Genomic DNA, 12817 nt, shown 5'->3' with positions numbered 1-12817 from the left:
ACATGTTTTTTCGCAACCTGACATTGTTCCGCTTTTCCGAATCCGTCGCGGCCGACCTGGAGCGCCTCGACGAAGCGCTTCCCGAGCACCGGCTGCGTCCCGTCGGCCCCTTGGAAATGGCCACCCGCGGCTTCGTCTCGCCGCTGGGCCGCAACGAAGAAGGCATGACCCATAGCGTCGGCCGCAACACGATGGTCACGGTCGGTAGCGAAGATAAACTCCTGCCGTCCTCGGTCGTGAACGACGAACTGGCCAACCGCGTGCAGAAGATCGCCGAGGAGGAAGGGCGCAAGGTCGGGGGCCGCGAGCGCAAGAAGATCAAGGACGACGTCATGAACGAGCTGCTTCCGCGCGCGTTCGTGCGCAGTTCGCGCATGAAGGCCTATGCGGACAAGAAGAACGGGTGGCTGGTCCTGGACACGTCCAGCCGGAAGTCGGCTGAAAACACACTCAGCCAGGTCCGTGAGGCGCTGGGCAGCTTTCCGGCGGTGCCGCTGGCGCCCGAGGAGTCGCCTCGGATCCTCATGACCCACTGGGTCGCCTCGGGGGAACTGCCGGCCGGACTGGCCCTGGGTGACGAGTGTGAGTTGCGTGATCCCGCCACGGCGTCGGGCGCCATCGCCCGGTGCCGCCGCCAGGATCTCGACACGGATGAGATTCGCGAACACCTGCGGACCGGAAAACAGGTCTTCCAGTTGGGACTGGTGTTCGATGACCGCATCTCCTTTGTACTTGGCGAGGACCTGATCCTGCGTAAAATCAAGTTCACCGACGTCGTCCTGGACGAGCAGGCGGACAGCCCTGAATCGGCCGCGGCGGAAATGGACGCGAATTTCTCCCTTATGGCGCTCGAGTACGAGCGCCTGCTGGGCAAGCTGGAAGAATGGTTCAAGTTGCCGCGTCCGGATTGATCGGGCGTCGGCGTCGCAGGTAATGATATGGCTTGGTGGAATGTTCGTCGGGATCGACACGAGACTCGCGACATGGCATCGGACGAAGGCGACTGGCTGGAACTGGCAACCCCCACGGGTGGCACCATCCGTGTGCTCAAGGCGGCGCACCCGCGCGCCCGCCGTTTGCGCCTGACGGTTACCCCCAAGGGCGCACGGCTCACCTATCCCAACGGCACGCATACGGCGCAGATGACGGCCTTCCTACGCCATCACGCCGATTGGCTGGAGCAGAAGCTCGGCGAATTCAATCTCGATGCCCAGCCCTTGCCGCCACTACGCGTAGGCGTACCCACTACGTTTCCCTTCCGTGGCGAGGAGATCACCCTCGATTGGTCGGAAGGGTCCTACCCCCGGGTGGAGCACGAGCCGGGCCTGTTGACCCTGGCCCTCCCCCGGCCGCACACGCGGGCGCTGCTCGTCGCTCGCGGCCTGTTGGCTACCTACTTCGAAGCGCAGATCCGCCGCGACGTCTCGCGCTGGCTGCCTGCCTACATTCCGCAGATCAACGCAGCGCCCACGGCCTTGCGCATCCGTCCGCTGAAGAGCCTGTGGGGCAGCCTGGACACACGGGACAGGATCAACCTGGACCTGGCCCTGGCGCTCGCGCCCCCCGCCGCATTGCGCTATGTGCTCGTGCATGAGCTTTGCCACCTCAAGGTGCGCAATCACTCACCGAAGTTCTGGCATTGGGTGGAGAGCGTGTTCCCCGACCACGGGGAACAGCGTGCCTGGCTGCGCGCGAACGGCAGCGGGCTGAAGATGCAGTTGGACAGGCTCATCGCGGACGTGGCCGATTAGGCTCTCGCGAGTCCGTATCGCCGACAGGGTCGGCTCCCACCATGAAGGCGGCTCCCGACCAAGCGGTCTCGGCTCCCGGCCAAGCCGGGTCAGTGGGCGAGCGCGAATCCCGTGATGATGCGCGCGGTTTCTTCCGGCTTCTCGAGCATCGGCATGTGGTTGCAGCCGTTCAGTATGGTGGCGCCGATGGACGGCGAGCTCTTGAGTCCGCCGCGCAGCGTATCCAGTGCCGACACATCGATGATCTTGTCCTCGCGGCACCAGAGGCCCAGGACGGGCATCGATAGTTTGCCGATGACGGGATCGAGCGCGAACGCCTGCGCCGGTTGCTTCAGCTGGTTGAACGTGCGCTCGATGAACGCGTGGTCCTTCTGGTTGCGCGCGACCAGTGCGTCTTCCAGGCGGCCGGGGATATGTGGCGGTGTGAGGAAGATTCGCGCCAGCAGCGCTTCCAGCCCGGCGCGGTCGCCGTAGAGGAACGGATTCGTTCCCGCCTTCACTTCGCGGGTGAAGTCATTGTCCTTGAAGGTCAGTCCTACCGAACTCATCAGAACCAGGCTCGCGACACGCTCCGGATGCTGCTCCGCATAGACCCCGGCGATCGCGCCGCCCATTGACTGTCCGACCAGGAGGAAATGCTGCGCGCCGACGGCCGCCGCGAAAGCCTCCAGGCGCGCGGCCTGCGCGGGAATGCCGTAGTCGCCGCCTTCGTTGCGCGACGATTCGCCCCAGCCGGGCAGGTCGGGAATGACGACGTGGAAATGGTCGGTCAGGCCCTTGGCCATTTCCAGCCAGGTTTCCTTGTTCGCGGCGAAACCGTGCAGGAGAACGATCGTGGGGCCGTCACCGCCTTCGTAGTACGACCAGGTGGTATCGCCGGCGACGATGGTTTTCTTCTCGACGTGCGATGCCATGGCCAGGCGTGCCGCGTCGGCCTTGAGCAGCAACGAAGGGGCGAACAGGTAGACGAGCCCTGCGCCGATGCCGAGCACCAGCGCCACCACGACGAGGAACTTCAGCCGACGCAGCAGCAGGCGCTGCCAAAGGGGACGGCTATCGGTGGGTGCAGGGATCGGGGTCTTGGCCATGGAGTAGGGAGCCTGGAACGGAGGACGCCCCGCAAGATGCGGGGCGTCGCGGAAGGATGCAAGGCTTGCGGCCGAAGGGAGGCCGCAAGTTCGTGCGTTATTTCTTCTTCGACGTGCCGGCGAGGATGCGCTCCACCGCCCGCTGGGTCATCGGATGGTAGCCGCTCTTCGCCTTGGCGTACGTCTGCTTGGCGAAGGCGAGGCCCTCCGGGGTGCGGGCGAAGGCGCGATAGACCGGCGTGGTGAGGTACAGCCGGCCGATCCGGGTCATGTGTTCGGCGGCGGCCGTCCACACGTCCTTGTCGCCAGCGGCGATGGCATGCGCATACCAGCGCATCCCGATCTCGGCGTTCGGTGTGCCGGTGAGATGCCACGCGGCGTCGATTGCCTTGATCCGGGCCAGCGGCGTGACGTCAGGCAAGCGATCGAGGAAGTACATCCATTCCTGGGTGTTCCAGCTCTTCGCATCGAGCTTGGCGGCGTCGAGCGTGCCGGCGAGGAAGGCTTCACGCTGTTTGTCGATGCTGTCGAAGCGCGGCGACGATGGCAGTGGCGCGTCCTTCGGAATGCCCGGTTGCCAGATCCAGGCGCGGGCTTCGGCTTCGCTCATCTTGCCCGGATATTTGTCCAGCAGGTTGGTCTTGAGATAGGCGAACATCGTATCCGTATCGATGCTCTGGAAGGCGAAGTGGGCGAAGTAGCCTTTCAGGTAGGCGTCGAAGATGTCGCGGCCGAAGCGCTGTTCCAGGGTGCGCAGAAACCACGAGCCCTTGTCGTACGCAACCGAGGACAAGGCATCGTCCGCGTCCGTGCCGCGCGGGTCGGGCGTGAGCTTCTGCGCGTTCGGGGGCATGTGGCCGATGGTCTTCTGCAGTTCGCGTGCGGACAGCAGTGCCTCCTCGTCGGCAAGGGCCTTGCCGTAGACGGCTTCGGTGATCCGCCCCTGCACGTAGGTGGTGAACCCTTCATTCAACCAGCCGTCGCGCCAGGCGGCATTGGTGACGAGGTTCCCCGACCAGGAATGCGCCAGTTCGTGCGACACCAGCGAGACGAGGCTCTTGTCGCCGACCAGCACGGTCGGCGTGGCGAAGGTCATGTTCGGGTTTTCCATGCCGCCGAACGGGAACGAGGGCGGAAGCACGAGGATGTCGTAGCGACCCCATGCATAGGGGCCATAGAGCTTCTCGGTGGTCTCGATCAGCTTCTCGGTGTCTTCGAATTCGTGTGCGGCCTTGTCGACCACGCCCGGCTCCGCATAGACGGCGCTGCGCGGGCCCGTCTCCTTCACCGCTATGTCGCCGGCGGCGATCGCGAGCAGGTACGAGGGGATGGGGTGGGGCTGGTCGAATGAGAAGTCGCCGTCGAGCGGATGCTTTGCGTCGTTGATCGCGCTCATTACCACCCGGACATCCTTCGGCGCGCTGATATGGGCGTCGTAGGTGATGCGGATCGCAGGCGAATCCTGCAGCGGTACCCATGAGCGCGCATGGATCGATTCCGACTGCGAGAACATGAAGGGCTGCTTCTTGCTGGCCGTCTGTTCCGGCGTGAGCCATTGCAGGCCCGATGCTTCCGGCACCGTCGCATAGGCGATGCGTACGCTCGCGGGATGAGCCGGGGCCTCGACAGTGAGCTTCGAGCCCAGCTCCTTGTCGCGCGGGGCGAGGACGAACTTCAGCGGCGTGGCCTTGCCCGAGGCGTCCAGGGCTTCGACCCGGGCGATCTTCAGGTCGCGCGTATCGAGCACGAGGTCCTTCGCCTTGGCGTCTTTCCAGTCGAGCTTCAGCGTGGCATTGCCGGCAAGTGCGCGCTTGTCGAAGTCCAGCTTGAGGTCGAGGTCCAGATGGGTGACAAGCACCGCGTCCGGCTGGGCATAGGAATGCGGATCGGAGGCGAGGGCCACGGCGGGAAACGCCATGGTGAGGGCGACGACGGGAAGCAGGCGCATGGGGCATTCCGATGGAAGGAAGCGGGCAGTATGCCACCGCCTGCCCTGGTCCCGACCACCACGTGCGGCGACCCCTCCGCTGTATTACAGCTTGTAGGCGCGGTGGATGGCGACGATGCCACTACTGAGGTTGCGCACTTCCACGTGCCCGAAACCGGCATGGAGCATCATGCCCTTGAGGGTTTCCTGGTCGGGGTGTTTGCGGATGGACTCGGCGAGGTACTGGTAACTGTCCGCATCGTTCGCGAACAGCCGGCCAAGGCGCGGCAGGATCTTGAAGGAATGGACGTCGTAGAGCTTCGACAGCACCGGGCTTCGCACCTTGGAAAACTCCAGCACGAGGGCGCGTCCACCGGGCTTGAGGATGCGGCGCATGTCCGCGAGTGCCTTGTCCTTGTCGGTGACGTTGCGCAGGCCGAAGGCTATCGTGACGGCATCGAAGCTGTTGTCGGGAAACGGCAACATCTCGGCGTTCATCTGCGCCCAACGCAAGCCGGCCACGAGGCCTCGATCGGTAAGCCGGTCACGCCCCACGCCGAGCATGGCGGCGTTGATATCGCCGACCACCACTTCACCCTCGTCACCTACCACGGGCTTGAGCAGGGCGGCGATGTCACCGGTACCACCGGCCAGATCCAGCACGCGGTCGCCGCGGCGCACGCCGCTCACGGCGACGAAATGCCGTTTCCACAAGCGATGGATGCCGAACGACATGAGGTCGTTCATGAGGTCGTAGTTGCGCGCCACCGACGTGAACACCTGGCCGACAAGCTTTTGCTTGTCGGCCAGGGGTACGTCGCGGAAGCCGAAGTGGGTGGTTTTCTCGTTTTCCATGCCGTGCATGGTACTCCCGTTCACCCTGCTCCGGCAGGCACCTGTCAGCGCGCTTCGTCAGGCAATTTCGAGATCACTTCGTGCTGATGCCTATGAAACTGGACACGGTTTCCTTCCGGTGCACGCATGACATAGCGTCCCGCCGGCCCCTGTTCCCGGAGCAACAGGCTGGCCTGCGGGTTCCTGCTTCTTTCGCTCACCGTGAGCATGGTTCGCGGGTGAATACGCACGGCGAACATGTCTCCTCGCGCCGCCCGGATTCCACTGGCCGCACGTATCTCCTCGATCGGCGCGGTAGGGGGGACGGTAGAGAGACGAAGCCCGCTCATTCGCCGATCGACGAGTTCGGTGCGGATGCTGGCCCAGTTGGGACTGAATCCGTGGTTTCCCGATGCCTTGAGGCGCTCGAGCGAACTGTTCTTGAAGGGCTTGCTGCCGTAATACCAAAGCTCCTCGGGGACTTCGGCCAGCGTCGGGAGGCGATAGCCTGCCGGCATCGAAGGCGGCGTGGGCACACGCGGGACCACCATGTCGTGGGCGACGCCTGGTCCTGGATAAGCCGGCTGTGTTTCTGCCAATGCGCGGTTGCGCTCGTATGCGCGGGCGGTCGCTTCGTTCCAGCGCAGTCGCTGCGCTGCGCTTACATTGGTGGCCGGAGTGTTTTCGGTCAGTTCGCGTCGCATTTGCGTGCGGACGAGGTCGCGCTCGAAGGGGTCGGGAAAAGCACGTTCGAACTCGTCGAGGTACTCGTTGTAGATCTCGGCCTGGGCGCCCGGGGCGCCGCGTCCGGTGCCGCCACGGGGTCCGAGTTGGTGGAAGGCCCAGGAGCCGTCGCCGGTGCGGCGGATGGCGGGTCCGCGGAAGGCGGGGTTGCCGCCGGGTCGGCTCAGCCGCCAGGTGCCGATGTGCGGGTCGTAGCGGACGCCATAGAGGTGTCCGCGGTGCTCGATGTAGGAGCGGCCCTGGAGGGTGAAGATGCCCTGGGCGTTGGGCGGTGCGGATGTGTGCACGCCCTTGGCGAGGTAGCCGGCCTCGAAGACGACGGCGGGCTGGACGGCGGGGCGGGCTTCGACGAGGCGCCCGGCGAAGCGGACGCGGGCGCCGAGGATGGCGCGGGCCAGGGGGGCGGAGCCGAGGGCGTGGACGGGGGCGGCGGCGGCGAGGGAGGCGTTGTAGAAGTCGGCGAAGTCGACGACGGCGTGGGCGTGGTCGCCGGCCTTGACGTTGTCGTAGAAGCGCCAGGCGGCCTGGGCGGCGCGGGCGGGCGCGGTGAGCACGCCCTGGAGCACGTCGTGGAGGATGCGCTGGGAGAGGGACGAGCCGAGGCGGTCGACCAGCCAGGCCCAGTGGGCCTGCTCGGCGCTGCGGGTGAGGGTGAGCACGTTGCGCAGGCCGAGCTGGATGTCGGTCTGGTAGGCGGCGTGGAGGAAGTCGCCCTCGATGTCGCGTTCCTCGAAGCGGACGTCGGTGCGGGTGTAGTCGGAGGTGTCGCTGGTGCCCAGGACCCACTGGGCGAGGTGGTCGCCGGCGAAGGCGCGGGCGCTGCCGTTGGGGAGCACGCGGGCCTCGTCGGCGGGCAGGCGGTCGAGCAGGTACTCGCGGAAGGCGGGGTGGTAGAGGAGGCGGCGCCCGGCCTCGGCGCGGTCGTCGAACTCGCGGAAGGTGATGCCATCGGGGGCATCGGGGGTGTACATCACGATGCTGGGCACGCTGGCGGGGTTGCGCACGCCGAAGACGAGGAGGTCGCGCACGGGGGTGCCGCGATAGGTGACCTGGCGGACGACGACCTCGTGGCCTTCGACGCGGGCCCGGTGGGCGGGATCGGGGGCGTCGAGGGCGGCCTGGACCCAGCGGTAGCCGCGCTCGGCGTGGTCGGTGCGAAAGCTGCGGGGGGCGTCGTGGAGGTAGTAGGAGAGGCGGGCCTCGGCGGCGAGCAGGCCCATGTGGGCGCGCTGCAGGCTGGCGGCGTGTTCGCGCCGGATGGGCGCCTCGGGTCCGGTGCGGAAGGTGGTCTGGACCAGGGCGGGGTAGCGGGTGGCCAGGTCGAGGTCGCGGACGAGCTGGCGGATGGCGGCATCGTCCAGGGCGGGCAGGGGCGTGCCATCGCCGGCCTGGGCGCTGAGGCGGACCGGCTCGAAGGCGGCGAGGTTCTGGTAGGCGAGGTCGAGCAGGCGGATGTGGGCGGGGGCAGGGCCCTGGAAGAGGGCTTGGAGCGATTCCAGGCGGGCGGCGGGGTCGGTGCCGCGATCGATCTGGACCTGGATGTCGGCCGGGTCGTGGGTGATCCCCCGGGCGCGCAGCCGCTCGCCCAGGGCGGTGGTGGCGTAGTCGGTGAGCGAGGGCGGGGTGGCGAGCCCGGCCTGGGCCTCGCGGGTGGTGATCGCCGCGAGGGTGGAGCGATAGGCGTCCTCGGCCTCGCGCCAGTGCTGGGCCACGGCGGCGGGCACGCGGGCCAGGCGCTGGGTGTTGAAGGCCTCCATGAGGGAGCCGTGGCGGACGGCGAGCAGGGCGGTCACGTCGACGGCGCGGTCCAGGCGCAAGGCATCGAACACGGTATCGGTGAGGACGGCGTCGCGGGTCTGGCCGTCGCGGGCCAGGGCGAACTCGAAGCCGGCCTGCTCGAGCTTGTCGCGCTGGACGTCGATCAGGCGCTGGACGAGCGTATCGAAGGGCGGGCCGGCGAGGGGGCGGGAGGTGACGAAGGGGTCCGGGCCGAGGTGGGCCAGGTGCTGCCGGGCGATGCCGGGCAGGTCGGGCTGGTCGGCGAGGCCGCGCCGTGCGCGCCGCTCCAGGGCGGCGAGGGCATCGGCGAGGCGGGGGAAGGCCTCCCAGCCGAGCTGGGTGGAGAAGAGCAGGACGCGCTCGGGGGTGCGCAGGTCCTGGATGAGGAGGACGCCGGCGTAGGGGGTGGTGCCGAACATCGGCTCGCGCACGGAGAGGTGGGCGGGCAGGGGGCCGGAGGCCCGGAGGTCGCGGGCCAGGGCGAGGGCATCGCCATCGAGGGTGCCGTCGTGGTGGCCCAGGAGGGCCAGGTCGAGGGCGGCGGAGGCGAGGTGGGCGGCGAGCGTGTCGCGGCGGGAGGCGCCCGCGGAGCCCTCGGCGGGGGCCTGCCAGAAGGACTCGACGGCGGCGCGGTAGGGGCCGATGGCGGCGTTATCGAAGGTCTCGGGCAGGGCGGGCATGGCGGCGGTCTGGGTGGCCAGCCAGGCTTGCAGGCCGACGAGGCGATCGAAGGCGTCGGTGGCCGCGGCGTACGGACTCTGGGTGAGGGCAGGCGGGGCCTGCGGTGGCATCGTATCCATGATGATTTTCCTGGTGGGGGTGGTTCAGTGACGGACGGGGCCGAGGGGCGTCGCACGCTCACCCCGCCGACCGACATTGATGATGTGTGTCGAGGGGATGTGGATGGGTGCGTGGCTGTGCAACGTGTATTGGTATTCGCCGCTGGGAAGGACGCGTCGGCGCATCTCGAATCCGGGACCCGTCCACGGTGGATTGGCGCCGGGGCCCGCCCATACCCGCCAGGGTTCGTGAAGGCTCGCCGTATCGATCTGCATCCAATAGCCGAGCGGATCGCGCTGCAAGGATCGATGGACCGGCGACATGCCGAGCACTTCGGATAGCTGTCTTACAGGTGATTCCGGCGGAAGGACCGACACGGGATATGAGCGCGGCCCGCGGACCCAGGCCGCGCCGTCGGCCAACGTGACGCCTTCGACGTTCACTCCCGGCAGGAATTCCGCCGTGAATCGGCGCTCCCTGAAATACCAGACACGCTGCGGCCATTCGTGGAACGGCACGACCTCGGTGGCCGGAAGAGGCTCGGTGACCGTGCTGCTCGCTGCATCGACCGACGGTCGCTGCGGCGAGCGTGGCGTGTTCCTCGCTGCGTTGAGTGCGTCGTCCCAGCGCCCTTGCTGGCTTGGGGTGAGTGTGGGCGTAGGGGGCGCTGGATCGCCGGTCGACGAAGATATGGAAGGGGACTGGATGTCGGCACCCTGCGCAATCCCTGGCGGGGAGGAATGTGAGGGTGACGGAGGCGGCGAGGGGACCAGGCGGCCATCGTCATGCGCCCATCCGCGAAGGTTCAGCACTTCGACACGCTCGCTGGCGAGCGGGAATCGGGCGTCCAGTTCGTGCAGGAACACGCGTCGCTGATGGACGCTGAGCGCGGCGATGTCCGGATGAAGGTTCGAGTCGATGATCAGCGCGCTGCGTGGGCGGACAGCGAACTTCAGGTGTGTCCCGTCTTCCCTGACCAGGGGAGACGCACTCGGATTGTCGGTCAGTACAGCCGTGATTTCGGCGCGCAACGGCTCCATCACCGGCGGCAAGTCCAGGGCCGGTAGCGCCTCCGGAACCGGGGCGACAGGCGGTACGGCTTCGACGGCGGGAGCTGCCGGCGGGGGAGCATCACCAGCGACGGACATGCGGTTGAACCGCTGACGAAGCCTTCGCATGCCGCCGCGCGGGCCAACATCGTGCGCGAATGCCCATCGACCGTCGATTCGTTCGATCAACGGTCCGGTGAAGTTGGTGTCGAGAGACCCCTGGGGCCGGCCAAGACGCCACCGACCGTAGGCGTCGTGGTAGCTGACAAGGAAATACTTACCGTCTTGCTCGATGTACGACTGCCCACGCACGCGAAAGATGCCGTTCTCGTCCGGTCTGCCCGTCGTGCGCAGATGACGCGCGACATATCGGTCGTCGAAGCGCACTCGCGGCGGCGGCAGCCGCACCCCTGTATTTGCCAAGCCATGAGGAGCGGTGCGGGAGCGCACGATGGCTCCGGCGATGTGCCGTCCTCCGACGAAGGGGGGCACCACCAGATTGAGCGCATTGACGTAGCCTTCGGTGAACGCGACGAAGGCCTGGCCCGTGTCGCCTGATTTCACGTGGTCGTAGAAGCGCCACGAGGCCTGTGTCATCCGCGCGAGACTGGCCGGAACCTCGGCCAGCGTAGCCGCGATGAATCTTCCCGGCGCGTCGACGTTGAAACGCCCCTGCAGGTATCCGAGCAGCGCGTCGCCATCCGCGTGGGTCGTGGAGCGAGAGAGGAAGCGCGTATCGCGCCGATACTTCTCGACCGTGGCGTCATACGCAGCGGAGAGAAAATCGCCATGTACCTGGCGCTCGCCGAACGGTTCGGCGGTCAATGTATATGGGGTATCCCTACTGGGGCCGAGCACCCAGTGGGCGCGATGATCGCCGGCGAACTCGCGTCTCGCTCCGTTGGATGAAACGGTGGCGAATTCAGCCGGCAGGCGATCGAGCAGGTATTCGCGGAAGGCGGGGTGGTAAAGGAGGTGTTTCGCGGCGTCCTGCCGGCTAGCGAATTCGCGGAAAGTGAGACCATCCGGCGCGTCGGGCGTGTACATGACGATCCGGGGCGCGCTGTCTGGCGCACGCGACCCGAAGATGAGGATGCCATCAAGCGGAACCTGCCGGTACATGAGTTGAAAGACGGTAATCTCGTGTCTGCCCACGCGGACGGGACCGCCTGGAGCGTCGAGCGCGGCCTCGATCCAGCGAAATCCTCGTTCCTCCCGATCGTCGATGAATGAACGCGGCTCTCCGGACAGGTAGTACGACAGCCGTGCTTCGGTTGCATCCAGGCGCATCCGCGCAGCCTGCACGGTCATGGTCAGTTTCCGGGCCAGGGCACCGACGGCTCCCTGGCGCAGGCGTTGTTCGATGTGGGTCTGGTAGCGGTTTGCGATATCGAGGTCGCGAACCATGTCGCGGATGGCACCCTGGCCCAGGCGGTCGCGCAGCGAGGTGCCTTGCGCATCCATCGCATGCAGTGTCTCGAGCGAGAAACGGCCGATGTTCTGACAAGCCAGGTCGACGAGCGAAACACGCCGCGCGTTCGTCGATCCGGGCAAGGGGTCGAGTGCCGAGAGCGGCTCTGGAAGTACCTTCATCCGGGCGACTTCGACCGTGATCGCCTCCGGCGATTCGTCGATGCCCAACGATGCCAGTTTCGCCGCGAGCTCGCGCGAAGCGAAGGCATGCAAGGTCAACGGCTGCCGCATGCCTGTGACGGCGCGGAGCATCGATGCCATCGCCAGCGCATCGTTGTATGCATCACGCGCTTCGTACCACGCGGTGCGAACGTTGTACGGGACGTCGGCCAGGCGAAGCGCGACAGCCGCTTCGATCAGGCGGGCTTCGCGCAGGCTTTCGATGGCGTCGATATCCAGCATCGCCGAAGGGGAGAGTTCATGTCGGATACGATCGCCGAGTTCAGTTGTCGCCCCGGGGTCGTCGCCATCGATGCGATGGTCGTCAACCGCAAGTGCGATGCGTCCGAGCTGCACCTCCACCAAACGTTTTGCCAGAGTGGGGAAAACGGCGGCGGTGATCTCGCGCGAACCGACGGCGCCTTGCGTCTTCGCTTCCGCGAAGGCATCGTTCTCCATGCCGGCGCCGTCGACGGCGTCGATCGACTCCAGCAATCGGCGCCGGGTGGATTCCAGGAGGCGTTCGTGGGAATCGAATGCCTCCCATCCGCCGTGCGTGGTGAACAGAAGGGCGAGGTGCGGCGTACGGTCGTCGACGACGATCAGCGATCCTGCATGTGGAACGTCGCCCAACATCAGTTCGCGCGCGTGAATGCCAGCGGGAAGAGGCGTGTCGTTCGCCATGGCGACGCGTGTCGCGAGCGACACCGCATCTTCACCGAGGGTGCCATCGAGGCCGCGTAACGTAGCCTCTTCCTTCATCGTGTTGGCGAGATGCCTGCCCAGGAGGGTGCTGCGGATTTCCCCGCCGGCCGCTTCTGGGGACATCCAGAACCCGGGCAGTGCATCGAGTAATCGTTGCGCGCCCTGGGCATGGGTTTCATCCAGCGTGGGTTGCGTCTCGTACATGCGCAGGAAGGCATCGCGCGTGGTGGCGAGGCGGCGCAATGCTTCGACGGCGGCCTCGCTTTCGAGTTGTACGACCGCATGCGGAGTTGTCGGTGGGACATCCATATCACTCTCCATGGTGTATGACCGGGCCGGACGCACGCGGCGTCCTTCCCGGGCGGGAGTGCAAGCTTAAGGTCGGGACGACAATGGTCCTGTCCGACGGCGGTCGCCGCGGCATGTAGGTGCGGCGGGGCAGCTTTCGTCAGTGGATTGCGAGGGCCTTGAAAAGGCACCTTCCTGCAAGGGATCCCCGGTTTCGCGGGGACCACCGAAGGTTCCGTT

7 protein-coding genes are annotated in these 12817 nt (G+C 66.7%); 2 read left to right on the top strand and 5 right to left on the bottom strand.

What is annotated here, in order from left to right:
• Positions 1 to 2: 2 nt before the first annotated feature.
• Both J2T07_RS05825 and J2T07_RS05820 read left to right on the top strand, forming a co-directional pair.
• Complete coding sequence (locus J2T07_RS05825; RefSeq protein ID WP_306848138.1) at positions 3 to 911, top strand: recombination-associated protein RdgC; 909 nt, start codon at positions 3 to 5, stop codon at positions 909 to 911.
• Positions 912 to 983: 72 nt separating this feature from the next.
• On the top strand, positions 984 to 1751 hold the full coding sequence (locus J2T07_RS05820; RefSeq protein WP_306848137.1) for a M48 family metallopeptidase: 768 nt from the start codon (positions 984 to 986) through the stop codon (positions 1749 to 1751).
• Positions 1752 to 1840: 89 nt separating this feature from the next.
• On the opposite strand, the gene J2T07_RS05815 is transcribed toward J2T07_RS05820, so the two are convergent.
• From J2T07_RS05815 to J2T07_RS05795, 5 genes are all read right to left on the bottom strand, one after another.
• Positions 1841 to 2839: an alpha/beta fold hydrolase gene (locus J2T07_RS05815; protein WP_306848136.1), complete on the bottom strand. Its 999-nt coding sequence runs from the start codon at positions 2837 to 2839 to the stop codon at positions 1841 to 1843.
• Between the two features lie 97 nt (positions 2840 to 2936).
• Positions 2937 to 4787, bottom strand: a complete 1851-nt coding sequence (locus J2T07_RS05810; protein ID WP_306848134.1) for a M1 family metallopeptidase — start codon at positions 4785 to 4787, stop codon at positions 2937 to 2939.
• An 84-nt stretch (positions 4788 to 4871) separates the two neighbouring features.
• Entirely contained in the window at positions 4872 to 5621 is a 750-nt protein-coding gene (ubiE, locus tag J2T07_RS05805; RefSeq protein ID WP_306849487.1) for a bifunctional demethylmenaquinone methyltransferase/2-methoxy-6-polyprenyl-1,4-benzoquinol methylase UbiE, read from the bottom strand.
• Between the two features lie 44 nt (positions 5622 to 5665).
• Complete coding sequence (locus J2T07_RS05800) at positions 5666 to 8923, bottom strand: DUF6543 domain-containing protein (protein ID WP_306848132.1); 3258 nt, start codon at positions 8921 to 8923, stop codon at positions 5666 to 5668.
• Positions 8924 to 8947: 24 nt separating this feature from the next.
• Positions 8948 to 12598, bottom strand: a complete 3651-nt coding sequence (locus J2T07_RS05795; protein WP_306848130.1) for a dermonecrotic toxin domain-containing protein — start codon at positions 12596 to 12598, stop codon at positions 8948 to 8950.
• Between the last annotated feature and the right edge of the window lie 219 nt (positions 12599 to 12817).

Origin of the sequence: Luteibacter jiangsuensis (assembly GCF_030812295.1) — a bacterium.
Classification (GTDB): domain Bacteria; phylum Pseudomonadota; class Gammaproteobacteria; order Xanthomonadales; family Rhodanobacteraceae; genus Luteibacter; species Luteibacter jiangsuensis_A.
This window is presented reverse-complemented; position numbering and strand designations above follow the sequence as displayed.

Bases quoted from the DNA above. Each gene is read 5' to 3' on its own strand.
- J2T07_RS05820 (WP_306848137.1), top strand. From the start codon at position 984: ATGGCATCGGACGAAGGCGACTGGCTGGAACTGGCAACCCCCACGGGT.
- ubiE (WP_306849487.1), bottom strand. From the start codon at position 5,621: ATGGAAAACGAGAAAACCACCCACTTCGGCTTCCGCGACGTACCCCTG.
- J2T07_RS05825 (WP_306848138.1), top strand. From the start codon at position 3: ATGTTTTTTCGCAACCTGACATTGTTCCGCTTTTCCGAATCCGTCGCG.
- J2T07_RS05800 (WP_306848132.1), bottom strand. From the start codon at position 8,923: ATGGATACGATGCCACCGCAGGCCCCGCCTGCCCTCACCCAGAGTCCG.
- J2T07_RS05810 (WP_306848134.1), bottom strand. From the start codon at position 4,787: ATGCGCCTGCTTCCCGTCGTCGCCCTCACCATGGCGTTTCCCGCCGTG.
- J2T07_RS05795 (WP_306848130.1), bottom strand. From the start codon at position 12,598: ATGGATGTCCCACCGACAACTCCGCATGCGGTCGTACAACTCGAAAGC.
- J2T07_RS05815 (WP_306848136.1), bottom strand. From the start codon at position 2,839: ATGGCCAAGACCCCGATCCCTGCACCCACCGATAGCCGTCCCCTTTGG.